Source organism: Polynucleobacter sp. AP-Sanab-80-C2, assembly GCF_035012965.1.
Classification (GTDB): domain Bacteria; phylum Pseudomonadota; class Gammaproteobacteria; order Burkholderiales; family Burkholderiaceae; genus Polynucleobacter.
This window is the reverse complement of sequence record NZ_JAYGQS010000004.1, coordinates 195,312-217,381: the sequence shown is the minus strand read 5'-3', so window position 1 is coordinate 217,381 and position 22,070 is coordinate 195,312. Positions and strand designations below refer to the sequence as shown.

General features: G+C 46.0%; 28 protein-coding genes and 1 tRNA gene. 10 read left to right on the top strand and 19 right to left on the bottom strand.

Features of this window, described 5'->3' with window-relative positions:
- Window positions 1–90: 90 nt before the first annotated feature.
- Window positions 91–381, bottom strand: coding sequence for a hypothetical protein (locus tag VC178_RS08220; protein ID WP_323482171.1), 291 nt, complete (start codon window positions 379–381; stop codon window positions 91–93).
- Window positions 382–490: 109 nt separating this feature from the next.
- On the opposite strand from VC178_RS08220, the gene VC178_RS08215 reads away from it, so the two are divergent.
- Window positions 491–805, top strand: a complete 315-nt coding sequence (locus VC178_RS08215; protein ID WP_323482170.1) for a hypothetical protein — start codon at window positions 491–493, stop codon at window positions 803–805.
- A 143-nt stretch (window positions 806–948) separates the two neighbouring features.
- Window positions 949–1,128 carry a hypothetical protein gene (locus tag VC178_RS08210; RefSeq protein ID WP_323482169.1) on the top strand — a complete coding sequence of 60 codons (180 nt, stop codon included), beginning with the start codon at window positions 949–951 and terminating at the stop codon, window positions 1,126–1,128.
- Window positions 1,129–1,138: 10 nt separating this feature from the next.
- On the opposite strand, the gene VC178_RS08205 is transcribed toward VC178_RS08210, so the two are convergent.
- Entirely contained in the window at window positions 1,139–1,441 is a 303-nt protein-coding gene (locus tag VC178_RS08205; protein ID WP_323482168.1) for a hypothetical protein, read from the bottom strand.
- Complete coding sequence (locus VC178_RS08200) at window positions 1,441–1,626, bottom strand: hypothetical protein (protein ID WP_323482167.1); 186 nt, start codon at window positions 1,624–1,626, stop codon at window positions 1,441–1,443. The genes VC178_RS08205 and VC178_RS08200 overlap by 1 nt, the downstream gene beginning before the upstream one ends.
- A 114-nt stretch (window positions 1,627–1,740) precedes the next feature.
- Between VC178_RS08200 and VC178_RS08195 the strand changes: the two genes are divergently transcribed.
- Complete coding sequence (locus VC178_RS08195) at window positions 1,741–2,712, top strand: helix-turn-helix transcriptional regulator (protein WP_323482166.1); 972 nt, start codon at window positions 1,741–1,743, stop codon at window positions 2,710–2,712.
- On the opposite strand, the gene VC178_RS08190 is transcribed toward VC178_RS08195, so the two are convergent.
- The 10 genes from VC178_RS08190 to cysS all read right to left on the bottom strand — a co-directional run bounded on the left by VC178_RS08190 (window position 2,713) and on the right by cysS (window position 11,212).
- Window positions 2,713–3,177 carry a hypothetical protein gene (locus VC178_RS08190; protein WP_323482165.1) on the bottom strand — a complete coding sequence of 155 codons (465 nt, stop codon included), beginning with the start codon at window positions 3,175–3,177 and terminating at the stop codon, window positions 2,713–2,715. It abuts the gene before it with no gap.
- A gap of 62 nt (window positions 3,178–3,239) precedes the next feature.
- Window positions 3,240–3,602: a hypothetical protein gene (locus VC178_RS08185; protein WP_323482164.1), complete on the bottom strand. Its 363-nt coding sequence runs from the start codon at window positions 3,600–3,602 to the stop codon at window positions 3,240–3,242.
- Between the two features lie 110 nt (window positions 3,603–3,712).
- Entirely contained in the window at window positions 3,713–3,952 is a 240-nt protein-coding gene (locus VC178_RS08180) for a hypothetical protein (RefSeq protein ID WP_323482163.1), read from the bottom strand.
- A gap of 42 nt (window positions 3,953–3,994) precedes the next feature.
- Complete coding sequence (locus VC178_RS08175; protein ID WP_323482162.1) at window positions 3,995–5,143, bottom strand: hypothetical protein; 1,149 nt, start codon at window positions 5,141–5,143, stop codon at window positions 3,995–3,997.
- A gap of 234 nt (window positions 5,144–5,377) precedes the next feature.
- Window positions 5,378–5,472: transfer RNA gene (locus VC178_RS08170), tRNA-Ser, on the bottom strand.
- Between the two features lie 88 nt (window positions 5,473–5,560).
- Window positions 5,561–6,811: an aspartate kinase gene (locus tag VC178_RS08165; RefSeq protein WP_215294689.1), complete on the bottom strand. Its 1,251-nt coding sequence runs from the start codon at window positions 6,809–6,811 to the stop codon at window positions 5,561–5,563.
- Window positions 6,812–6,892: 81 nt separating this feature from the next.
- Window positions 6,893–8,188, bottom strand: a complete 1,296-nt coding sequence (gene tilS / locus VC178_RS08160) for a tRNA lysidine(34) synthetase TilS (protein WP_323482161.1) — start codon at window positions 8,186–8,188, stop codon at window positions 6,893–6,895.
- The gene (locus VC178_RS08155) at window positions 8,154–9,125 is read right to left on the bottom strand and encodes an acetyl-CoA carboxylase carboxyltransferase subunit alpha (RefSeq protein WP_323482160.1); all 972 of its coding nucleotides are present in this window, start codon (window positions 9,123–9,125) and stop codon (window positions 8,154–8,156) included. The genes tilS and VC178_RS08155 overlap by 35 nt, the downstream gene beginning before the upstream one ends.
- A gap of 9 nt (window positions 9,126–9,134) precedes the next feature.
- Window positions 9,135–9,791: a DNA-3-methyladenine glycosylase gene (locus VC178_RS08150; RefSeq protein ID WP_323482159.1), complete on the bottom strand. Its 657-nt coding sequence runs from the start codon at window positions 9,789–9,791 to the stop codon at window positions 9,135–9,137.
- A complete protein-coding gene (gene cysS, locus VC178_RS08145; RefSeq protein ID WP_323482158.1) occupies window positions 9,791–11,212 on the bottom strand; it encodes a cysteine--tRNA ligase in 1,422 nt (473 codons plus the stop codon). Before cysS ends, VC178_RS08150 begins: the two co-directional genes overlap by 1 nt.
- A gap of 60 nt (window positions 11,213–11,272) precedes the next feature.
- Here cysS and VC178_RS08140 point away from each other — a divergent pair, with 60 nt between their 5' ends.
- Genes VC178_RS08140 through VC178_RS08130 form a run of 3 tightly spaced genes read left to right on the top strand, consistent with a single transcriptional unit; the run spans window position 11,273 to window position 13,417 of the window.
- A complete protein-coding gene (locus VC178_RS08140) occupies window positions 11,273–12,124 on the top strand; it encodes a tetratricopeptide repeat protein (protein WP_323482157.1) in 852 nt (283 codons plus the stop codon).
- Window positions 12,125–12,128: 4 nt separating this feature from the next.
- A complete protein-coding gene (locus tag VC178_RS08135; protein WP_215317988.1) occupies window positions 12,129–12,632 on the top strand; it encodes a peptidylprolyl isomerase in 504 nt (167 codons plus the stop codon).
- The gene (locus VC178_RS08130) at window positions 12,629–13,417 is read left to right on the top strand and encodes a UDP-2,3-diacylglucosamine diphosphatase (protein ID WP_323482156.1); all 789 of its coding nucleotides are present in this window, start codon (window positions 12,629–12,631) and stop codon (window positions 13,415–13,417) included. Before VC178_RS08135 ends, VC178_RS08130 begins: the two co-directional genes overlap by 4 nt.
- Here the strand turns inward: VC178_RS08130 and VC178_RS08125 are convergent.
- A complete protein-coding gene (locus VC178_RS08125; RefSeq protein ID WP_215294702.1) occupies window positions 13,414–14,202 on the bottom strand; it encodes an inositol monophosphatase family protein in 789 nt (262 codons plus the stop codon). The genes VC178_RS08130 and VC178_RS08125 overlap by 4 nt on opposite strands.
- Window positions 14,203–14,333: 131 nt before the next feature.
- On the opposite strand from VC178_RS08125, the gene VC178_RS08120 reads away from it, so the two are divergent.
- Both VC178_RS08120 and cysE read left to right on the top strand, forming a co-directional pair.
- Window positions 14,334–15,080, top strand: a complete 747-nt coding sequence (locus tag VC178_RS08120; RefSeq protein WP_323482155.1) for an RNA methyltransferase — start codon at window positions 14,334–14,336, stop codon at window positions 15,078–15,080.
- Window positions 15,081–15,103: 23 nt separating this feature from the next.
- Window positions 15,104–15,862, top strand: a complete 759-nt coding sequence (cysE, locus tag VC178_RS08115; RefSeq protein ID WP_323482154.1) for a serine O-acetyltransferase — start codon at window positions 15,104–15,106, stop codon at window positions 15,860–15,862.
- Between the two features lie 15 nt (window positions 15,863–15,877).
- Here cysE and VC178_RS08110 read toward each other — a convergent pair whose 3' ends face one another.
- Window positions 15,878–16,498: a peptidylprolyl isomerase gene (locus tag VC178_RS08110; RefSeq protein WP_323482224.1), complete on the bottom strand. Its 621-nt coding sequence runs from the start codon at window positions 16,496–16,498 to the stop codon at window positions 15,878–15,880.
- Between the two features lie 54 nt (window positions 16,499–16,552).
- Between VC178_RS08110 and VC178_RS08105 the strand changes: the two genes are divergently transcribed.
- Entirely contained in the window at window positions 16,553–17,785 is a 1,233-nt protein-coding gene (locus VC178_RS08105; RefSeq protein WP_323482153.1) for a cupin domain-containing protein, read from the top strand.
- Between the two features lie 108 nt (window positions 17,786–17,893).
- A complete protein-coding gene (locus tag VC178_RS08100) occupies window positions 17,894–18,082 on the top strand; it encodes a hypothetical protein (protein ID WP_216123847.1) in 189 nt (62 codons plus the stop codon).
- Window positions 18,083–18,169: 87 nt separating this feature from the next.
- On the opposite strand, the gene bamC is transcribed toward VC178_RS08100, so the two are convergent.
- From bamC to VC178_RS08080, 4 genes are all read right to left on the bottom strand, one after another.
- The gene (gene bamC, locus VC178_RS08095; RefSeq protein ID WP_323482223.1) at window positions 18,170–19,315 is read right to left on the bottom strand and encodes an outer membrane protein assembly factor BamC; all 1,146 of its coding nucleotides are present in this window, start codon (window positions 19,313–19,315) and stop codon (window positions 18,170–18,172) included.
- On the bottom strand, window positions 19,315–20,187 hold the full coding sequence (dapA, locus tag VC178_RS08090; RefSeq protein WP_323482152.1) for a 4-hydroxy-tetrahydrodipicolinate synthase: 873 nt from the start codon (window positions 20,185–20,187) through the stop codon (window positions 19,315–19,317). The genes bamC and dapA overlap by 1 nt, the downstream gene beginning before the upstream one ends.
- Before the next feature lie 110 nt (window positions 20,188–20,297).
- Window positions 20,298–20,828, bottom strand: coding sequence for a class I SAM-dependent methyltransferase (locus tag VC178_RS08085; protein ID WP_323482151.1), 531 nt, complete (start codon window positions 20,826–20,828; stop codon window positions 20,298–20,300).
- Window positions 20,829–20,836: 8 nt separating this feature from the next.
- The gene (locus VC178_RS08080; protein WP_215317997.1) at window positions 20,837–22,039 is read right to left on the bottom strand and encodes a tryptophan--tRNA ligase; all 1,203 of its coding nucleotides are present in this window, start codon (window positions 22,037–22,039) and stop codon (window positions 20,837–20,839) included.
- Between the last annotated feature and the right edge of the window lie 31 nt (window positions 22,040–22,070).

Genomic DNA, 22,070 nt, shown 5'->3' with positions numbered 1-22,070 from the left:
AGCACCATCACTTCAGAGACAAAATCATTGAATTTCGCACAGACATGCATCCACTGATTTCGAGCGATTTTTTGATTTTTTTATATAGCTTTAGCGTCGTAAGTAGGTCTGTATGTATGCCTTACGTCTATTGACCTCCTTAGAAAATGAAACCCCCGCTGAGTCGTGAACTACTGCTAGGGGCTCTTGTAACAATGTCTTATCGGCTAAATAGGGGTTGCCACTCGAATCACGCAGCCTAAACTTTGGCAAGCCCAATATCTTTGCCGTATCTACAAATGCGGCTACAGCCAATGGTGTATTTAGGGGAATGGCCAATTTACCGCTAGGAGACACCTGAAGGGGTATGAGGGCAACAAGTACCAAGGCGCTAGTAAGCATGGGCTCTTTATAAAATTTGATAGTTTTTTCATTTTCTTGAACTACTAGCTCATTAGGCGAGCCTTAATCCTTTTAATCTAGCTCCATAGACACTTTTTTGGAGGTAACTATGCAATATCTGATCACCCTACTTTTGATTGCTCAGGCAGTTTTATTAGCGCGAGGAGTATCTGCCCAAGCTATTTATGGCCCAAATGGAAACTATGTTGGCTATAGCCAAACATCGCCCAGCGGTGTGACTAATGTCTATAACTCCACGGGACAGAACGTTCAGTCGTTTCAGACTGATAACGGGCAGACTAATTTTTATAGTCCTCAGGGTGCCTATCAAGGCGCCTCAACTACACCAGTTTATGCAGCACCTAATTCAACAATCAACGCACCTCGTCAAGCACCACAAGCACCCTCTGTGAAAGGTTGGTAATTCAAATGAAAAAGATCATTATTCAAAGCAGTCTTCTAATGACTACAGCATGTTTCTCTTCGGGAGCTTTTGCTCAAGTTACGAGCTGGGAGAACAGCCCTATGAATTACCAGAACAGTCCCATGAACTATGAGAATAGTCCTATGAATTACAACAATAGCCCTATGAACTATCAAAACAGCCCCATGAATTACAACTCTAATAATGGGGTTTATGACAACAGTGGCAAGCGCATAGGTTATGAAGTTACCGCGCCCTCAGGCGTTACCAATGTATTTGATAACAACGGCAACCGAATTGGATACTCGCCCGCTAAAAAATAAATTGATTCAGTTAATAAGTATTCCAACCGCCTGACCCATTAGGTAGAGTTTGGATAAGTTCACCACCAGGCGTATAAGTGTTGTATCCCCCTGAACCATTTGGCAAGGTCTGTGTTACACCGCCCTGAGGCCCGTAGGTGTTGTAACCACCCGAACCGTTAGGTAGGGTCTGTGTCAGCGAACCGTTTCGTCCATATGTGTTGTATCCACCAGACCCATTTGGCAATGTTTGAATTGGCTGGGCAATCGATGAGATTGAAGCCAGGGAGGCAATTGCTAGGCCTAGGATTTTTTCAAATTTAAGCTTGATCATTAACGACTCCGATATTTAGCGCGTACTTTTTCTCGCTGCACAAATGAAACGTGAGCAATCAAGGCTTCGCTGAAAAACATGAAAAGGCCAATAAAGAAAGCTTGAACAAGCCCTAAATCTAATCCTCCCTGCTCCAAGCAGTATGCGCTGATAAACATTAAAAATAGACCGAGTAACTTAACCATTTTTCACTCCTTTTGTTGATATAGGTCAGATTAATGACCAACTAGCTCACGAAATGAGCTATAAACTAACTAAAGTGATAAAAACAACAAAAGATATAACTATTAGGGGTTCTTATGAGTGACATGGAACGGCTACACCGCATTAAGTACATGATTCAGCAGCGTAAATGCGTGCCCAGGGAAGACTTCCTAGATGAGCTAGAGATCTCCCCTGCAACGTTTAAGCGCGATCTAGAGTACCTACGTAGCCGCCTGAAGGCATCTATTGTTTATGACCGATTTATGGGTGGCTATAAGTTTGAGAATCCAGACCAAGTAGACAAGATCGAAATGCCAGGCCTTTGGTTCTCTGAAAAGGAGGCTACGGCTTTAGTACTCATGCAGCACTTACTCTCTTCGCTTGATCAAGGCGGACTTATTGGCCCGCATATTGAACCCTTAACTGCAATCATCGATGGCATCTTGGGTCAAAGTGAAACTTCTGCAAAAGAATTGCGCAAGCGTATCAAGGTGGTTGGAATGGGTGCACGTAAGAACTCCATTGAGAACTTCTCCGAGATCGGAGCCGCCCTACTCAAGCGCAATCGTCTAGACATCTCCTATTACTCCAAAGGCAAGGATGAGCTTACTGATCGTGAAATCTCACCCCAGCGTCTTATCTATTACCGCGAAAACTGGTACCTAGATGCTTATTGCCATACGCGTAATGATTTACGGAGTTTTGCCGTGGATGGCATTCGTAAGGCAACCTTATCAAACAAGAAGGCTGAAGAGGTATCTGATAAACAATGCCAAGAACACTTTGCGGAGAGCTATGGAATCTTCTCAGGTAAGGCAACCCAAAGAGCCAAACTACGCTTTACTCCTGAGCATGCACGCTGGGTTTCAGGGGAACACTGGCATGGCCAGCAAGTGGGCAGCTTTGATAAAGAGGGCTTTTTTAACTTAGAGTTTGATTACAACCAAGATCCAGAGCTAGTCATGGATATCCTAAAGCATGGATCTGGAGTTGAAGTGATTGGTCCAGCAAGCCTTAAAAAGCGTGTCCAAGATGAGCTACAAAAAACTTTAAAGCGCTACACCTAACTAACGAATACTCCAGTCATAGGCCAAATCAATAAAGATTGAAGCCTCATCAGACAGATATCTTGGGGATGGGATTATTCCAACTCTGCCTAGATCTAATCGATCTGAATCCCAGCAAGTTTGAATGGTTGCATCAATCGATATATCTCCACCTGAGTGATGCTTCAATGCAAAGCAAAGCTGATCCAATTTTTTTGGATGCAGGCTATAGAAATCACCATGTATCCCATGCGCAAATTCTGCGGCTCGCTGCCCATGCAAAGGATCGCGCCCATCATTTAAGCGGCAGCTGTCATGCAGAAAGCCAAAGAGCTCAACTACCAGTAAGTCAACATTGCGGAGCTGGCCAATATTGTTTCCATGATGGAATACTCGCGCCCAGTGGTTGGCACCATGAACGCCATGCCAATCAAGCTTGAACTCGCTTCGAATGAGTTGAATAAGGCCCGATCTATCAAAATCCATATCTCATAGCCTTTAGATAGTATTTTGCTGAATTGAAGAACTTAACTCGCCCTATTTTGTACTTAGTGAACAACCGCTTCCTCAACCTTTGGCTTTCCCTCGGGATCTTTTTTTTGACTAGTAACCAAAAAATTCTTTGTTTCTAACGCCACCTTTAGATATTCATCGGTAGCCGCTCTAAAATTATCGGCACCATCTTCCTTGCTAAAGATATAGGTAAGGCTAAAAATAAGATTGTCAGCATCCTCACCATCAACCGTTACAGCACTACTTTCATCGTTATCAACTACACGTAAGCCTCTAGTAAATTCTGGCTTTTCATCATCAACCCAACTCATATCGAGTCGATCAATATCAAAACGTAAACTTCGAAACAAGTTATTTACTGTGAATCGCGCTCCACCCAAATATGTGTAATTACGCATGACACCCCCCAAGGTTGAATAAGTAACATTTATGAGTTAATTATTAAGACTTGGTAGCTCAAATAGTGAGCTTTAAATCAATATTGAAGGGATGCTTTTAGGTAACGCATTCAGCCTTCAATAAAGGGCTCTCGAGTCCAATGCTCACGCCCCTCCACCTTGCCGGTGGAGATCTTGGTTTTACGGTGCGATTCCTCTGACCTGATGGCCTCCTCGAAGGCCTTCTCTTGGGCTTCTGCAGCGGCCCTGTTCTTTGCCAACTGCGAAGCGGGTATGACCTCTTTACTCTCAATCATCTGCTTGAGAGTTTTCATACCTTTTATTTTTCCAACATACTCAAGATCACTCATGCGTTAATCATAATTCTTTCCTAAGGGCATGCTTCGAATACCTTATTCAAATCCATCGTCTCTAATGGGCTCACTCTGTCCAGGCAAACTCATTCCGCTTGCCACTTTATAAATCGGATCCCTAGCGTTAATTTGCTCTTGCGCCCAACTTATCCAACCACCTAGCTCTTCTTTGTTTTTACGTCTTACAACCCTATTGCCCTTTATGGCTTTTACAAACTCTCTAAGCACGGCCAATTCATTCCAGCGCTCTGCCGCATCCTTGAGCTGACCCCATTTCCAGGCTTCTACCTCCCGAGCCCATTTAATGTCGGCTAGGCGCTTGCGCTCTGCCTGCTCCCTTGCCTCACTAGCCTCTCGCTCCACCCTTGCTATCTTGGCGTCAAATGAAAGCTCAGCAATGAGGTTTATCAATTTCCCAAGCTGCTCCTCTACGCTGGTCTTTTCAGAGTCTTTAATAATCTTCCATCCGCATATATCGTTATGGCGAATCCTTAGCTCTAGCCTTCCAGATGGAATGTAGTCAATATCCATCATGTATGTATGAGTCTGCCCGCCATGAGTCCAACTACTTTTTCTCTTCATTGGCTTGGGCGGTTTAGTGCTTACTTCATAGAACTCAATTGTCACTACATCATCATCTCTCATGAATGCGGTAACTTCTGGATTTGAATATTTACGATAGCCACCCAACCGATAACCGCGAGAGGTGAATTCGTTGATGAGGGTCTGAAGTATTCGTTTTACCCGTGGAACGCTATGCGGACCAATCTGGACATCAAAACCAGCTTTAGATTCTGACCTCCCAAATTTTGAGTAGCCTTCCATCTTGAAGTCCTTGAAGGTCTTCTCGATCTCTTCATGGAATTTATTGCCCTTGTAAACCTCTACAACTGGAATAGGCTCAGCAGGCTTATTTAGCCTAGCCTCCATGATTGCTTTATCCCGAGTGCGGACACGTATCAGAGGATCGTGTTCGTTCCACCAAGGCTCTAATGGAGGCCTCTGTGCCGTTACCTTCCCATGCTCCAGCTTGGCCCAATAACCTAATGGTGGCTTAGGTACACCATACTGCTTGCACCACTTGCCAAGGGCCACATCCGAGAGTCCAATCCTCAGTGCAACCTTGGTGGCCGGCTCAGTCCAAAGAAGTTCATAAATTTCACTGCGTGTATATGATTCCCTTTCCATCGCCAACCCCTCCAGAATATGAAGACAATTTAATTAAATTGTACGAATTAAATCTGGGGGTATTTTTGGGCTACAAAATGACGTTTAGTTCGATCTACGCCAATTAATTTTGAGAAATGTTTTAGTGGTGGGTAGGCTGGTGGGTAGAGTCTTTTACAGAAAAAGAAAAAGCCCCGGTTAAGGGGCTATGTCTTTGTTGTATAAAGCAAAAAGCAGGTAGGTTGCCAGAGTTACTGGCGGAGACGAGAGGATTCGAACCTCCGATCAGAGTTTTAGCCCCGATGCTCCCTTAGCAGGGGAGTGCCTTCGACCAGCTCGGCCACGTCTCCGTACTTTTTACAGCTCTTCTGATACTACAACGCCACACAGTTTAACGGATAACCGCTTCTGAGGGGCTTTAATACCCTTTTGATTGGTTTACTTCTGGTCGAGCTCAAATGCCTTGTGCAAGGCGCGTACTGCTAACTCCATGTACTTCTCGTCAATTACTACTGAAATTTTGATTTCACTTGTGGAGATCATCAAGATATTGATGCCCTCTTCTGACAAGGTGCGGAACATTTTGCTAGCGATGCCTACATGGGAACGCATGCCAACGCCCACAACTGAAACTTTGGAAACCTTAGGATCACCTGAGATTTCTTTTGCTTCGATATGTGCTTGAACTGTGTTCTTCAAAATATCCAAAGCTTTCTGATAATCAGCTCTTGGAACTGTGAAGGTGAAGTCAGTCTTACCATCTACAGATTGATTTTGAATGATGATGTCCACATCAATATTTGCATCAGCGATTGGACCCAGAATTTGATAGGCGATACCTGGACGATCAGGAACTCCTAACACGGTAATCTTCGCTTCATCACGCGCAAAGGCGATGCCGGAAATAACTGCGGCTTCCATAGTGCTGTCCTCTTCAAATGTAATCAAGGTGCCCGACTTCATCTCTTGGTCTAAGGGCATCAATGGATCTGTCAACGATGACAGAACACGGGTTTTAACTTTGTACTTACCGGCAAACTCGACTGAACGAATTTGCAATACCTTAGAACCGAGGCTAGCCATTTCTAGCATCTCTTCGAAGGTAATCTTATCCAAGCGACGCGCATCCTCACAGACGCGTGGGTCAGTGGTGTATACGCCATCGACGTCGGTATAGATCAAGCACTCATCGGCTTTGAGTGCAGCAGCCATCGCTACCGCGGAAGTATCAGAACCACCGCGACCTAAAGTAGTGATATTTCCTTCTGAATCCACCCCCTGGAATCCAGTGACCACTACTGCACGACCTGTATTGAGATCATTCAGAATCTTTTTATCATCAATGCTCTTAATGCGGGCTTTGGTAAAAGCAGAATCCGTATGCACAGTAACTTGCCAACCAGCGTAGCTCACTGCATCAATACCTTCGCGCATCAACGCTAAGGCAAGCAAACCAGAGCTGACCTGCTCACCCGTTGAGGCAATTTGATCCAACTCGCGGGGATTTGCTTCAGGATTAATTTCTTTTGCTAAACCGAGCAAGCGATTGGTTTCACCTGACATGGCCGAAGGTACTACGACCACCTGGTGGCCAGCACGCATCCATTTGGCAACGCGTTTAGCGACATTCGCAATGCGCTCAACCGAGCCCATTGAGGTGCCACCGTATTTATGAACGATAAGAGCCATAAAACCGTCTATTCAATTCTCTGTAAGCGGGAAATAACTACCCGAGGATCTAAAAAGGGCTTATTTTACAGCGTTTTGAACCTACAAAGCCTTCTCTTGCCACTCGGGCAAAACGCGTGATCCAGAATCTACTAAGTGTGGATGACTAAGGCCTACGCCAGCAACCGCAATCAGTTGATTGTCAATATACAGCAGAGGCGCATTGCGTTGCCAAGGTGGTATGTCGCCTTCCTGGAAGAGATTTTTCAAGGTTTTTCGCGGAGCATTGGGTTTAATTTGTAGCTTTTCAGAACCCGACCTGGTTTTGGTATGAATACGCCCTTCTTTTTGAGCACTTTTTACCCAGGCAGCCGGCAAGCCCAGATTTTTACTTCTAGATGCAATGGATTTAAAAACCCACATACCAGAGCTAGGGCTAGACACTTGCAATTGATCGCGCCACAGCCGAATGGCTTTGCCATCATGAGCCCACTCAAGCTGAGCATCACTTTTCACTGAACGCAGATCACGCCACCAAGCGTCAAGCCGCTCTTGGGATGGCATAGCTAATTCATTCAGCCTTAGCCAATAGCGCAGAATATTGTTTGCTGCCGCTTGATCTAACTTAGCCAAACTCAACAGTGGTTTTGTTTTCAGGGAGTCTTTTAAAAGAATATCTTTACCATCTTGAATTGCTAGGCGATCTAACAATATTTGTGCATCACTCAATAGATTTGCACTGCGTGCCAAATTCACAATCGCTTCTGGCTGAATCTTTACCAGCCTTGGAATGATGTCTTTGCGAATCGCGTTACGTCTGAATTGACGACTTTGATTACTAGGATCTTCTATCCATTGAAGCTTATGTTCTTTAGCGTAGGTTTCCAATTCCGCTCTGCTTTGGTTCAGCAGCGGACGCCAGAGGGTGACAGTATTGCTACCTACCTTGATCTCCCTAATAGCGGGCATGCCTGATAGACCAGCCACCCCAGCACCGCGTAAGAGTTGCAACAAAACAGTTTCTGCCTGATCGTTCAGATGATGCGCTAGCAGTAAATCTTCAATGCCATATTCTTCACAGAGATCCGCTAGAGCCTCATAACGCCCTGCTCTTGCTCTAGCTTCGATATTGCCTTCTTCTTGACTTAGATGAAGTAAGCGAAAGTCAAAATGAACTTTGTATTTCTGAGCGAGCTTCTCGCAAAAGATAAGCCAGTCATCGGCAGGTTTTTGTAAACCATGATGAATATGGAAAACAAAAATTTCGGTATTTTTATTTTTTGCTTGCGCTTTGCAAACGGTGTCGAGTAACACAACCGAATCGAGGCCACCACTTAAGGCGACCGCAATTCGATTTGTAGACTTAAGACTTGGCTGTGATTTCCTTGAACTTGCCATAACTCATTAGACGCGCATGACGACGTTCAAGTAATGCGTCAGCCTTCATGCCATCAAAAGTTTTGATCGACTCGGCAAGGGCTTTGCTCATGTTACTCATCATGACATCGTAATCCCGATGAGCCCCACCAACTGGCTCAGCCACAATCTTGTCGATTAAGCCCAGGGCTTTCAAGCGTTGCGCAGTTAAGCCCAACTGTTCAGCAGCCTCAGAGGCTTTATCAGCGGTCTTCCAAAGAATAGAGGCACATCCTTCCGGAGAAATGACAGAATAAGTAGAGTTCTGCAACATCAAGACAACATCACCCATGGCAATTGCCAGAGCGCCGCCCGAACCACCTTCACCAATGATCGTAGCGATGATCGGCACTTCAAGCTCAGCTTGCACATAGAGGTTACGACCAATCGCTTCAGATTGGTTGCGCTCCTCTGCATCGATGCCGGGGAATGCACCTGGTGTATCTACGAAAGTAAATACAGGAATACCAAACTTTTCTGCAAGGCGCATGAGGCGCATGGCTTTGCGATACCCCTCAGGACGACTCATACCGAAATTACGTAAGGCACGCTCTTTAGTATCGCGACCTTTTTGATGACCAATTACCATGCACGGCTGATGATCAAAACGCGCTAGACCGCCAATGATCGATTGGTCGTCTGCAAACGTACGATCACCGTGGAGTTCATGGAAGTCAGTGAATAAGGAGTCAACATAGTCCAAGGTGTAGGGACGTTGCGGGTGACGCGCAACTTGCGACACCTGCCAAGGCGTTAAGTTGGCATAAACATCCTTGGTGAGTTGTAGGCTTTTTTCAGAAAGCGTTTTGATCTCATCGGAGATATCTACCGATGATTCATCTTGCACAAAACGCAGCTCTTCAATCTTTGACTCTAATTCGGCGATTTGCTGCTCAAAATCTAGGAAAGTCGTTTTCATAGTCTGATTTTAATATTCAACCGGGATGGGATCGATACTTCTCCACATATACCAGGTAGCAACCGTACGCCATGGAGCCCAATTGGCCGCCACTTCCCTAGCCTCATGGCGGCTAACAGGCTCACCACTGAAGTAATTGAGGGAAATAGCCTTAATGAGGCCAACATCATCTAGCGGCAGAATATTAGGGCGAACCAAATTAAAAATGAGGAACATTTCTGCGGTCCAGCGTCCAATTCCCCGAATCGCGCTCAATTCTTTAATCACGCTCTCATCGTCCATATCTTTCCACTGATTGGCATGGAGACGACCAGAATCAAAGTGATCGGCCAAGTCGCGGATGTACTCGACCTTGCGACCTGATAAGCCAGCTGTCCTTAAATCCTCCACCGTGAGCGCCAAGATATTTTTTGGGTTCACTTTTTTCTTGCTAGCGATAAGCACCCTATCCCACACTGCTTGGGCAGCAGCTACGGAGATTTGTTGTCCAACAATCGCACGAGCAAGCGTTGTAAATGCATCGCCCCGAGTAACTAAAAAACCAGATCCATATTTGGGAATCAATTTCTTCATAATGCGATCATGCTTCATTAACTCACGACAAGCCTGCTCCCAATAATCAGGCGCAACTTCTTTGAGAATGGATTCTTCTTTAACGGACGCCATTAAGCCCTCCGCCATTCTGTGAGACCGCCAGGCTTATCTTCCAAGACAACGCCCTGCTCTAATAAAGTTTTACGAATAAGGTCGGCTTTAGCAAAATCTTTTGCTTGCTTAGCCGCAATCCGAGCAGCAATTTGTTCTTCGATTTGCTCGGGACTGAAGCCACCCACGTCTTTAGTGCCCGATTGCAAGAATGTGGTTGGATCTCGTTGCAAGAAATTCAAAACGCCACCTAAAGATTTGAGGGTGCTTGCGAGTATCTGTCTCTCATCACCTTGAGCTCGATTGACTTCACTTACCAAATCAAACAACACCGCAATCGCATCTGATGTATTAAAGTCATCGTTCATGGCATCGGCAAAGCGCTGTGACCAGGAATTATTGGGATCAAGCGCGACGTTTACTAGGCTGGGTGCCTGTGCTAAGGCGGTATATAAGCGCACCAAGCCAGCACGCGCCTCTTCTAGTTGCGCATCGCTGTAATTGATGGGGCTGCGGTAATGGGCTTTCAGCATGAAGAATCGCAAAACTTCGGGATCAAAACTTTTTAAGACATCACGGATTAAAAAGAAGTTACCCAATGACTTAGACATCTTCTCTTGGTTCACTCGAATATGACCGTTATGCATCCAATAGTTCACAAAAGGAGCGTCATCCTCTTTTCGATTTTGCCCGTACAAAGCCCCTTCGCTTTGGGCGATTTCATTTTCATGATGCGGAAACTGCAAATCAGCGCCACCACCATGAATATCAAAGTGTTCGCCAAGTAAGTCGCATGACATGGCTGAGCACTCGATATGCCAACCTGGTCGGCCCTCGCCCCAAGGGGATTTCCAACGGGTATCTGCAGGCTCTTCTGGCTTGGCGCTCTTCCACAACACAAAATCCAATGGATCGCGTTTACCTCCTCCTACTGCAACGCGCTCACCTGCATTGAGTTCATCGAGAGATTTTCCAGACAGCTGACCGTAACGGGGCAGTAAACGAACTGCAAAATTGACATCGCCGTCTTCTGCTTGATACGCCAATTCATTTTCAATGAGCTTGCCGATCATGCCTTGCATTTGTTTGATGTAATCCGTAGCACGCGGCTCCTGATCTGGATGCATTAAACCTAACTCATCAGAGTCAGAATGCATGGCAGCAATGAAGCGATTGGTTAAGCTTGTAATCGGCTCGCCATTTTCTAGAGCACGCTTAATGATTTTGTCATCAATATCGGTGATATTGCGAACATAGAGAACCTGGTAGCCACTGGCTCTGAGCCAGCGAACAACCATATCAAAGACGATCATGACCCTGGCGTGACCAATATGGCAAAAATCATAGACCGTCATGCCGCAGATATAGATCTTCACCTTACCCGGTTCGATGGGCTTAAAAACCTGTTTAGAACGGCTTAGGGTGTTATAGATTTGCAGCATAGGGCTATAAAGGTGAGGCAAGTAGCGCCAATTTGTTAGACTGAGCGCTGAGTATATCGAATGAGCCAGTTTTTCACCCCTTCCCTTATGTTTGCAACCCTCAAAGCACCGATCGTCACCACTTTTCTAGCAATTGCCATTGCCCTGAGCTTTTTATTACTGACTGGGTGCAGTACCCCCGCCCAACAACAGGCAAATGCTGAAATCGCCGCCGTCAATAGGCAAGAAGCAACTTCTCCACAAGCTAAAACTCAAGCCTACCTGGGCGGCTATGGGCCCAGTGATCCTCCCAGACTCTCCACGGATGCTCCATACGATCCATTAAATCCAGAGCTCTCTGAAACCGTTGGTGTGCCTTTTTTATCTTTCTTGATTATTGAGCCAGATCCGGTGACTAAAAATGCGGTGCCATCGGATATAGAAAAATTAGTGAAGGCTAGAAAATATCAAGATGCAATAGATTTAATTAATACTCGCCTCAAAAAGACTCCTCGTAATGTCCAACTACGTTATATCAAGGCCCGCTTGCAACTTGAGCTACGTGATTTTGATGGGGCAAAGAAAACCTTAATTGAAATTACTCAACAATTTCCAGAGCTGCCAGAGCCTTATAACAATCTTGCAGCAATCGTCGCGAATCAAGATAAATGGATTGAAGCACGTGACTATTTGGAGCTCGCACTGAGGCTGCGTCCTAGTTACAGCACTGCTGCAGCGAACTTAGGTGAAGTCTATGTGCGCTTGGGTGCTAAGGCTTACGAGGATGCTGCCGCTAATACCCAACTCAATCAGCGTCTGTATGCCAATCGCGCTAAATATCTACTCAATTTATTAAAACCTCAGACCAGAGGTCCTACAAACCCCAGTTCTTCTTCAAGCAACCCATCCACTAACTCTCCAGAAAGTAAATAAAACAATGGCGAAGGTTCTCCTTAAAACCAATCAGGGCGATATCACACTCACTCTTGACGCGGCAAAAGCACCCAAAAGCGTTGCAAATTTTTTGCAGTATGTAAAGAGCGGTCACTACGATGGCACAATCTTTCATCGGGTGATTAATAACTTCATGATTCAGGGTGGCGGCATGACTGCTGGCATGAAGCAAAAGCCGACTGGTGCAGAAATTGAGAATGAGGCTAATAATGGTCTCAAGAATGAACTTGGCACCGTTGCGATGGCTCGCACGAGCGATCCTCATTCTGCTACTGCACAGTTTTTCATCAACGTGAATGACAATGAATTTCTAAACCATACCGCTCAAAATGCGCAAGGCTGGGGTTATGCTGTCTTTGGCAAAGTCACTGAGGGTATGGATGTAGTTGATACGATTCGCAAAGTGAAGACTGGTAATTCTGGTTTTCATCAAGATGTACCAGCAGAAGATGTTGTGATTGAGAAAGCCTCTGTTCTCGAGGAATGATCCCGCAATACGCGAGCGCACTGCTCATCTCAGATCTACACTTGACGCCGTCAATGCCCTTGACGGCTCAACGCTTTTTTGACTTTTGTGAAAAAGATGCTTCTCAGGTAGAAGCTATTTTTATTCTGGGCGATCTTTTTGAATACTGGATTGGCGATGATGCTTCAGCGCATTCGCCCTTTCAACAAGAAGTAAAACGCGCCCTCGCGAATCTTTCTGCCAAAACCAAAACGTATTACATTCATGGCAACCGTGACTTTCTAGTGGGTCCTGCCTTCTTGAAAAAAACTGGCATGACTGCATTATCAGATCCCTCGCTGGTGGAACTTGCCGGTCAAAAATACCTGCTCTCACATGGGGATGCTCTATGTACCGCAGATGTGGGCTATCAGATATTTCGTAGCTTGACTAGAAAACCTTGGTTGCAAAAAGGATTCCTCTGTCTCCCCTTGGCCTGGCGCCGTTCCGTTGCGAATCATTTACGGGGTAATAGTCATGCGCAATATCAACGCAATGCGAGAGCTTCCCATCAGAAGAATCAGATGAAAACGAATGTCACTCAAGAAGCTTGTGCCGCAATACTACGCAGTCATTCAGGCGATAAGCTGATACATGGACATACCCATTTACCCGCTCATCATCAAGAGCAATTAGGCGAACAATCTTGGCAACGCTGGGTTTTGTCTGACTGGGACTTAGATCATCCGGAAGGTGCTCGCCCGAGAGCGAGTGCACTCATGATTAATGCTCAAGGCGTGCGCGCTATCGACTTGATTAAATCTTAAGAAGCAGAATATTTAGAAAGCGTTTGCACCATTTGTGCATAGATGCGTGGATTTGCAGCCATCACTTCGCCGCTCTTTAAAAACCCCTCTTCACCGCGGTAATTACCAATCAAGCCACCGGCTTCAGTAATCAACAGAGCGCCTGCAGCCATATCCCAAGGCTTGAGATCACTCTCAAAGAAACCATCGTAACGACCCGCAGCAACATAAGCTAAATCTAATGAAGCTGCACCAGGACGACGTAAGCCTGCGCACTGACGAGACATCTCTGCAAATATGTTGAGATATTTTTCGAGGTCTTGATCTTCTCGATAGGGAAAGCCAGTGCCAATTAAAGAATTCGCTAAACGATCTTGTGCACCAACCCGTAAACGCCGGCGATCCAAATAAGCGCCCGCTCCTCGAGTTGCAGTAAATAGTTCATCGCGAGTTGGATCGTAGACAACAGCCTGTTGAATTACGCCATTGACTGCTAAAGCAATTGACACCGCATACTGCGGAAAGCCGTGAATAAAATTAGTTGTGCCATCCAATGGATCAATGATCCATACGTTCTCTGCATCGGCATTGTGTTCACCCGTCTCTTCAGCCAAAAATCCATGTGTTGGATAGGCCTCACTCAGGGTTTCGATGATGGCCGCTTCTGCGGCCTTGTCCACCTCAGTTACAAAGTCATTGTGCTGTTTACGATCGACTTGGAGGCGCTCTAAATTGAGAGAGGCGCGATTAATCACGGTTCCAGCACGACGGGCAGCCTTTACGGCCACATTTAACATGGGATGCATAGTATTGATGGACAAATTAAATAAGAACGAGCCTGTCACATTGCCAAAACTGCACGACAATACGAAGCTAATACGCTGATTCTAAACGATTTGCAATTTACCCTCCTCCTGACTAACCAGCAAAGAAACTCATGGAAATCGACCAAGCCCGCCTAATACGCTGGGTTCTCGTAGAAACAAGCCACCCTGGCAATGTGGGTTCGGCAGCTAGAGCCCTGAAAACCATGGGCTTTCACGATCTTCATCTGATTAAGCCAAAAATTCCAGATATTGCTAAGCAGGCTGAGGCAATTGCTTTGGCTAGCGGCGCTGCTGACCTACTCGAATCTTCACAAGAGTCAGAGTCTCTTGATAGAGCTGTACAGGGTTGCTCAGTAGTTCTGGGTCTTACTAGCCGTGAACGAGAGTTTGGCCCTCCCGCCATAGATTGGGAAACCGCTAGAGACCTGATTACCGAAACAGTACGTAATCAGGGGCAAGTCGCTCTTGTCTTTGGTCCTGAAAGAACAGGTTTAGAAAACCATCATCTTTCCTTGTGTACTCATCGCGTCTGGTTGGATGCCAACCCCGATTACCCATCCTTAAATCTTGCGCAAGCGCTGATGGTCTGCGCCTACACGCTGAGAGAAGCGTTTTTAGGAGGCATCTCGCAGGACTCAAGCAATAGTCGGGATTTATCGGACTATGCTGATCCAGCTGCAGTGGCTGCTATGTTGGAGCATTGGCGACAGGGTCTAGAGGCTATTGGTTATCTTGATCCCGCCAATCCTAAGAAGCTGATGCCCCGCTTGGAGGCCTTATTTGCTCGCAGCCGCCTCCATCAGGAAGAAATCGACCTCTTACGCGGAATTGCCAAACAGATGCTCCTGAGAAAATAAGCCAGCCCCGTTAAAATCTAGCCATGTTTAATTCACTCTTCGACCAAATCGACTCCATCATCCTCCGAGACCCCGCAGCTAGAAACCGTCTCGAGGTGATCACCTGCTATCAAGGCTTACATGCAGTTTGGCTGCACCGTATCTCTCATTTTTTATGGAACCTAGGTCTGAAGTGGATTGCACGGGTTCTATCGATGCTGTCACGTTTTATCACCGGCATTGAAATTCATCCGGGCGCCAAGATTGGTCGTCGCGTATTTTTAGATCATGGTCTTGGTATTGTGATTGGCGAGACTACTGAGATTGGGGATGACTGCACCATCTACCAGGGCGTGACTTTAGGTGGCACCTCTCTCTATAAAGGGGTGAAACGTCACCCCACCCTGGGTAAAGGTGTAGTGGTGAGTGCTGGTGCAAAAGTACTCGGTGGATTTACTGTGGGCGATGGTGCACGCGTTGGATCAAACGCCGTCGTCTTAAAAGAAATTCCTCCAGGAGCTACTGCAGTGGGCATCCCTGCGCGCATCTTGCATCCTGATCTGCCTCAAAGCGCAGATAGCAAAACGAAAGAGTATTTTTCTGCTTATGGTGTCACGCCCAATGTAGACGATCCAGTATCGATGGCGCTCAAGGGTTTAATTGATGCCACGATCGAACAAGAGGCCAAAATTGCTCAGCTTGAAAAGGCGCTCGCCAAGTTAAGCAATCTTCCGACAGATTCTCCTGCCAACAGCGATACCAAGCGCGATCTGGATGCCATTAAGGAATGGCTTAAAGAGTAATGTCTATCTTGCGGATTAATGCAAGGTGCGTGGTGCCTGGGTTTTTAAGCTCAGTGCTTTCTCAAGAAAATCTTCCTCATCTTCGTCCTCATTGGGCATACCAAAGGTAAAGTTCTCACTTCCTTCGGGATAACGATTTTGAATTTCATCATCAGTCGCTGCGCGCACATCCTCTACCTGCACCCAGAAGCGAAGAGCCATCCCTGCCAGGGGATGATTACCATCTAGAACAACTTGGTTATCAGCCACATCAGTCACGGTATAGATCAAAGGTTCATCGTCAGTTTCGTCTGCATCATCAGCTGATGCAGAGATATCTTCAGACTCTTCATCTGCATCAGAATCTGGAACGCCTTCAAATTGCATGCCTACTTCTAATGGCTCTGGGAAGCGCGTACGTGGTTCTATCTTCAGTAGCTCTGGGTCATATTCGCCAAAAGCCTCATTAGGCTCTAATTGAATAGTGGCTTCATAGCCAATGTCTTGACCGTCCAACATCGATTCAATTTTGGGGAAAGTGCCTTCATAGCCACCGTGCAGGTATACCATCGGAGCATCTGGCTCCTCGATGACATTATTTTGAGCATCGGTTAATTTATATCGAAGGGATACGATAGTATTTTTTTCAATCTTCATGCGCAATTTGTCGTACATTCGTTTTTTTAATGATTTAACACTAGCCTTTACTTTATGAGTTCATTTTACTTGAGCAAGCCTTATCAGCCGCCCCAAGCACCCCAAAAGCTCCCTTTAAACGAGTCCTGGGCCCTATTTGGCGGAATGAGCCCTGAGCAGTTCATGAAACGGTTTTGGCATAAAAAGCCCTTGCTTGTTCGGGGAGCCATTCCAGCATTTGCGCTTTGCTCTCAAAACGAGGAGTCCATAGAAAGCCCGATTTCTTATGAACAATTAGTTCACTTTGCCGCTCAAGAGGAAGTAGAGTCTCGCCTCATTCAATCTAAGCCTTGGCGCTTTGATCAGGGACCCTTCCAGAAAAAATCCTTACCCAAGCTCGATATGCGGGACTGGACGCTTTTGCTCCAAGGTATGGAAGCCCATCATCCCGCAGCTGCAAAAGTACTTTCTTGGTTTCGTTTTATACCTGATGCTCGCTTAGATGACCTGATGATCAGTATTGCTGGCATTGGTGGAGGCGTGGGGCCCCACTTTGATTCCTATGATGTTTTTCTCATCCAAATGTCAGGAAGAAGACAGTGGCGCATCTCTCAACAGAAAGACTTAAGCCTCGATACTAAGTTGCCGCTGAAGATTCTGCAGAATTTTCAATGCGAACAAGAGTGGGTGCTTGAGCCCGGCGATATGCTGTATCTCCCTCCCCATGTGGCTCATGATGGGATCGCTTTAGATGCTGGCTGTCAAACCTGGTCTGTAGGGTTTCGCTCTCCTAGCTTTAAAGAATTGCTTCAAGAGGGTTTATGGCGACTCGCCGAATCCTTGGAAGACATTCCCGAATTAGAGCGTAAATTTGCTGACCCAAAACAGGGGTCAACCGCCAGCCCTGAGCAACTTCCACAAGAACTCATCAAACAACTACGTGAACAATTAGCTAGCCTGAACTTGAACCAAATTGATCGATTTTTACCCGGCATCACCGCATACCTATCCGAACCCAAACAGCAGGCATTTTTTGATGGTCCCATGCAGCCCTTAAGCCCGAGCCAATTTCTCAAGAAGCTGGCTAATACATCACTCATTCCAAGCCCCCAAAGCCGTATTTTGAGCCTTGGCAAACAGGTATTTTGCAATGGTGACAATGTCACAAAAGATCAAACCATCGAGATCATATCTGCCTGGAACGCTCTATCGTCCACCAAAAGACTACAAACTAACCGGCTTAAAAATAGCAGCAAAACAAGTCTTTACGAAGCCTACCTCGCTGGTTGGCTGATTTTCAAAGATTAATCAGGTATGGCTATAATAAATACAGGAAACTACCTAGGGATTTGCCCTTGGTATCTCCCACAACAATTATCGATAATTGGTGTTTAATTTTTTAAGAGGAAATTACAAATGAAGAAGTCACTCGTATTTGCTGCAATGTTAGCTATCGCTTTGGCCGCTTGCGGTAAAAAAGAAGAAGCAAAACCTGCTGAAGCTCCTGCTGCTGCAGCTCCTGCCGCCCCTGCTGCTGAAGCTCCTGCTGCTGCTCCTGCAGCACCTGCTGCTCCAGCCGCCCCTGCTGCTGACGCTAAGAAGTAATCTTCTTCATGAAGAAAAAAAGCCGCTGAAAAGCGGCTTTTTTATTGAGTCAAAAATGAACTGTAGTTATCTAAAAGCGTGCGCTTCCTATTTAGCTAATTGCTCGGTCAGCAGTGTCAATAACTGGAAGCCAGCGGGTGTATTTTCAGGCTTGCCATCAGCATCTTGAACATAGACGTTAGAAGAATTCTCACCAGTACTCTTCACGATCACTTGGTATTTTTTAGCCTGCAGTTTTGAATCATCTTTGCCGCTGAAGAGATTCGAGAAGAAACCTTTGGAATCGCCCACATCCTTAGCGTTCACATAGCGAACAAAATACACACCTTGTGAGCGGTTGCGATCTTCAACGGTGAAGTTGGAGCGGTCAAGTGCCAAACCAATATCTCGCCATGAGCGATCAAAACCAGCGCTCAACTCAATATAACCCTTGTTATTACCTTCTTGCACAAACTTCGCCTTAGGCGTCTTAGGACCTAGTGGAGCAGCAACCATGGCCTTAGCCTGCTCCTGAGTCATCCCTAGGCGTTCCATCAAACGCGCCAAAAAGACTGCTTCAAGCTCTGGATCATTAGGTCTTGATGTCCAAATTGTTGAATTACAAGCTGTGGTTGTACTATCCGTAACACACTTTTCAATCGCGCCACGCTGAGTAATATAGATCTCAGTTTCACTGGGCTTGGTAACCTCTAAACGGGTTTTATATTTATCGCGCTCACCAGTGTCATAAATTGAATCTAGCGCACCACCAATGGTCGAACGAATCCAATCCTGCGCAATCTTTGCACGATTTTCAGCCCAATCGGTTTCCATAATGCCGGTTGAAGGCGAATCCACTACTAGTAAGAATCCATTCTCTTGCCAGAAATCTTTTACTTGTGGATACAGTTCAGGAGCAGGTTTTTCTACCACCAGCCACCTGCGCTCACCATCTTTTGCAATGCGCATGCCTGGAATACCGGTCATCACATTGGTTCGCATTTGTGCTGATTTTTTAACAGCTGCGTTGTACTCAGACATGGTGGCCGTACCATCTTGAACAATATAACGGCGATCAGCCTGGGCGGTAATCAAATCTGGTGGGTAGGACAAATTAGGACCACGAACGGCTCCAGAACTCTTATAGTCAACCGTATCGTTACTAGTAACCGACTTACAAGAAATTAATGCGAGAGCAGCCATCGGCAAAGCCAATAAAGACAACCATCGGCGAGAGAGCAAAAGCAAATTCATCATAGTAAGTTAGCCTGTTTCAATGCTGCCTTTAATGACTCTCTTAGCGAGGTACTCAAAGGGGTTAAGGGCAAACGAATACCCGCGGTAATCTTGCCCATTTCATGAAGCGCCCATTTCACTGGAATTGGGTTGGCCTCGGTAAACATAGCTTTATGCACAGCAATTAATTGATATTGAATCTCACGCGTTCTTTGAACATCATCCGACATCGCAGCAACACACAACTCATGCATGAGACGAGGTGCCACATTAGCAGTGACGGAGATATTGCCTTTACCACCCATCAACATCAACATCGCAGCCGTTAAGTCATCGCCAGAGAATACGGAGAAATCACTGTGACCTGCTCGCTTGAGATCATTGATCAATAAGGTGCCACGCTCTAGACTACCAGTTGCATCTTTAATGCCAATGATGCCCGGCACAGCCGCCAAACGGACCACAGTATCACCAGATAAATCAGCTACTGTGCGTCCAGGAACGTTATACAAAATCACTGGCAAATCTGCAGACTCAGAAATCTTTTTGAAATGGGCATACATGCCCTCTTGCGTAGGCTTGTTGTAGTAAGGAACTACTTGGAGGCTGGCATCAGCACCAACCTTTTTAGCAAATTTCGTTAATTCAATTGCTTCAGCTGTGGAATTACCACCAGTACCAGCGATCACCGGAATACGTCCTGCGATATGTTCCACCGTTACTCGAATTAATTCGCAATGTTCTTCTACAGAGACGGTCGGCGACTCACCACTAGTGCCAACAATGACGATTCCATCAGTTCCTTCGGCAACATGCCAATCAAGCAAAGATTTGAGGCTAGCAAAGTCCAAACTGCCGTCGTCAAACATCGGCGTAACAATAGCGGGCATGCTGCCTGAAATGGTCTTTTTACTAGTTTTGGAATGAACTGGATTTGTCACCGAATGTTTACCGATTGATAACTGTCTTAAGCTTGAAATTGTAACGGAATGTGCCCTTTTCACCCTTCTTTTAGAGCACAAAGGCGCTGAACCATGGCTGGTTTGGGTTCATCTATAAAAATATCCTCGTAGGCAATGACTTTTAGGCCATGGCGAGCTGCTAAAGCTAGTAATTCCCCAGTTTTTAAAAGGAAATTTGGATTGGATGGTTTACCAAATTGGGGATTGCCAAGGGCAAAGGTTTCATAAATCAAAACCCCGCCATTAGCTAACATTACGGGTAGACGATCCCAATGGGGTCTGTAGAGATAATTAGTCACCACAATACCGCTAAATTCGAGACCCTCTAAGGGCCACTCTTCCAGCTCTAAATTGAAAGCTTTACTTGTAATTAGGGGGCTCTTATTTTGCTTAATCAAAGCGATATCTTGATCAACAGCGAACACGGAGTAGCCCATGTCAGCTAAGAAAGTAGCGTGGCGACCTGCACCGCATGCCAGATCTAATACCAAACCCTCTTTAGGAATGTGTGAGGCAAAGCGCCTCACCCAAGGGGAGGCATTTAGCTGAGCATCATGCTGCGCTGTCAAGCAAGCTCTCAATCGTACGCAAGACCCATTGCTTCGCGGACCTCACGCATAGTTTCTTGGGCGACTTTTCGCGCTTTATCGCAACCATCAGCAATGATCGAACGCAAAAGACTTGGATCGTCCAAATACTTTTGGGCACGCTCAAACATCGGTTGCTGTTCAGCCAAAATTGCATCGATGACCGGTTGCTTACATTCAAGACAGCCAATTCCAGCAGACTTACAACCCTGGTCTACCCATTGCTTAGTTTCTTCATTTGAATAGACGGTGTGCAATTGCCATACAGGACAACGCGCTGGATCTCCAGCATCTGTTCTGCGGACTCGAGCAGGATCTGTAGGCATGGTTCTAATTTTCTTAACCACCTCTTCGGGCAGCTCGCGAATGCCAATGGTGTTGCCATAAGATTTGGACATTTTTTGACCATCTATACCAGGCATACGGGAAGCAGAAGTTAATAAAGCTTGTGGTTCTGGGAGAATGATTTTGCGTGCACCCTCTAAGAATCCAAAGAGTCTTTCGCGGTCAGCCATCGACAAACTTTGCGCCTCTTGCAGTAGTGCCTTGGCCTGCTCTAGGGCCTCATCATCACCGCGCTCTTGATATGCAATGCGTAACTCTAAATACATCTTGGCGCGCTTACTACCCAATTTCTTCACCGCTTCGAGTGCTTTTTCTTCAAAGCCAGGCTCACGACCATAAAGATAATTAAAACGACGTGCAACTTCACGAGTCATTTCTACGTGAGGAACCTGATCTTCCCCCACGGGTACATGCTGAGCCCGATAAATCAGAATATCGGCGGCTTGGAGTAAGGGGTAGCCCAAGAAACCATAGGTTTGCAGGTCTTTTTCTTTGAGCTTTTCGATCTGATCTTTATAGGTCGGCACCCGCTCTAACCAGCCCAAAGGAGTTCCCATCGAGAGCAATAAGAACAATTCAGCATGCTCGGGCACCTTGCTCTGAATGAATAAAGTGGCTTGATTGGGATCTACACCAGCAGCCAACCAATCGATCACCATATCCCAAACGGATTGCTCAATGACATCGGGGGTTTCGTAATGAGTAGTGAGGGCATGCCAATCCGCAACAAAGAAAAAGCAGGGATATTCCGATTGCAAGCGCACCCAATTTTTTAATACGCCGTGGTAATGGCCAAGATGTAAATTGCCCGTAGGCCTCATACCGGATAAAACACGTTCAGCAAACATCGTTTTTCTTTATCTTTATTGTGAAGTTGTA

Excerpts from the sequence above, each read along its gene's own strand:
- VC178_RS08220 (WP_323482171.1), bottom strand. The coding sequence starts at position 381 with ATGCTTACTAGCGCCTTGGTACTTGTTGCCCTCATACCCCTTCAGGTG.
- VC178_RS08215 (WP_323482170.1), top strand. The coding sequence starts at position 491 with ATGCAATATCTGATCACCCTACTTTTGATTGCTCAGGCAGTTTTATTA.
- VC178_RS08210 (WP_323482169.1), top strand. The coding sequence starts at position 949 with ATGAATTACAACAATAGCCCTATGAACTATCAAAACAGCCCCATGAAT.
- VC178_RS08205 (WP_323482168.1), bottom strand. The coding sequence starts at position 1,441 with ATGATCAAGCTTAAATTTGAAAAAATCCTAGGCCTAGCAATTGCCTCC.
- VC178_RS08200 (WP_323482167.1), bottom strand. The coding sequence starts at position 1,626 with ATGGTTAAGTTACTCGGTCTATTTTTAATGTTTATCAGCGCATACTGC.
- VC178_RS08195 (WP_323482166.1), top strand. The coding sequence starts at position 1,741 with ATGAGTGACATGGAACGGCTACACCGCATTAAGTACATGATTCAGCAG.
- VC178_RS08190 (WP_323482165.1), bottom strand. The coding sequence starts at position 3,177 with ATGGATTTTGATAGATCGGGCCTTATTCAACTCATTCGAAGCGAGTTC.
- VC178_RS08185 (WP_323482164.1), bottom strand. The coding sequence starts at position 3,602 with ATGCGTAATTACACATATTTGGGTGGAGCGCGATTCACAGTAAATAAC.
- VC178_RS08180 (WP_323482163.1), bottom strand. The coding sequence starts at position 3,952 with ATGAGTGATCTTGAGTATGTTGGAAAAATAAAAGGTATGAAAACTCTC.
- VC178_RS08175 (WP_323482162.1), bottom strand. The coding sequence starts at position 5,143 with ATGGAAAGGGAATCATATACACGCAGTGAAATTTATGAACTTCTTTGG.
- VC178_RS08165 (WP_215294689.1), bottom strand. The coding sequence starts at position 6,811 with ATGGCTCTTATCGTTCATAAATACGGTGGCACCTCAATGGGCTCGGTT.
- tilS (WP_323482161.1), bottom strand. The coding sequence starts at position 8,188 with ATGGCAAGTTCAAGGAAATCACAGCCAAGTCTTAAGTCTACAAATCGA.
- VC178_RS08155 (WP_323482160.1), bottom strand. The coding sequence starts at position 9,125 with ATGAAAACGACTTTCCTAGATTTTGAGCAGCAAATCGCCGAATTAGAG.
- VC178_RS08150 (WP_323482159.1), bottom strand. The coding sequence starts at position 9,791 with ATGGCGTCCGTTAAAGAAGAATCCATTCTCAAAGAAGTTGCGCCTGAT.
- cysS (WP_323482158.1), bottom strand. The coding sequence starts at position 11,212 with ATGCTGCAAATCTATAACACCCTAAGCCGTTCTAAACAGGTTTTTAAG.
- VC178_RS08140 (WP_323482157.1), top strand. The coding sequence starts at position 11,273 with ATGAGCCAGTTTTTCACCCCTTCCCTTATGTTTGCAACCCTCAAAGCA.
- VC178_RS08135 (WP_215317988.1), top strand. The coding sequence starts at position 12,129 with ATGGCGAAGGTTCTCCTTAAAACCAATCAGGGCGATATCACACTCACT.
- VC178_RS08130 (WP_323482156.1), top strand. The coding sequence starts at position 12,629 with ATGATCCCGCAATACGCGAGCGCACTGCTCATCTCAGATCTACACTTG.
- VC178_RS08125 (WP_215294702.1), bottom strand. The coding sequence starts at position 14,202 with ATGCATCCCATGTTAAATGTGGCCGTAAAGGCTGCCCGTCGTGCTGGA.
- VC178_RS08120 (WP_323482155.1), top strand. The coding sequence starts at position 14,334 with ATGGAAATCGACCAAGCCCGCCTAATACGCTGGGTTCTCGTAGAAACA.
- cysE (WP_323482154.1), top strand. The coding sequence starts at position 15,104 with ATGTTTAATTCACTCTTCGACCAAATCGACTCCATCATCCTCCGAGAC.
- VC178_RS08110 (WP_323482224.1), bottom strand. The coding sequence starts at position 16,498 with ATGAAGATTGAAAAAAATACTATCGTATCCCTTCGATATAAATTAACC.
- VC178_RS08105 (WP_323482153.1), top strand. The coding sequence starts at position 16,553 with ATGAGTTCATTTTACTTGAGCAAGCCTTATCAGCCGCCCCAAGCACCC.
- VC178_RS08100 (WP_216123847.1), top strand. The coding sequence starts at position 17,894 with ATGAAGAAGTCACTCGTATTTGCTGCAATGTTAGCTATCGCTTTGGCC.
- bamC (WP_323482223.1), bottom strand. The coding sequence starts at position 19,315 with ATGAATTTGCTTTTGCTCTCTCGCCGATGGTTGTCTTTATTGGCTTTG.
- dapA (WP_323482152.1), bottom strand. The coding sequence starts at position 20,187 with ATGCCCGCTATTGTTACGCCGATGTTTGACGACGGCAGTTTGGACTTT.
- VC178_RS08080 (WP_215317997.1), bottom strand. The coding sequence starts at position 22,039 with ATGTTTGCTGAACGTGTTTTATCCGGTATGAGGCCTACGGGCAATTTA.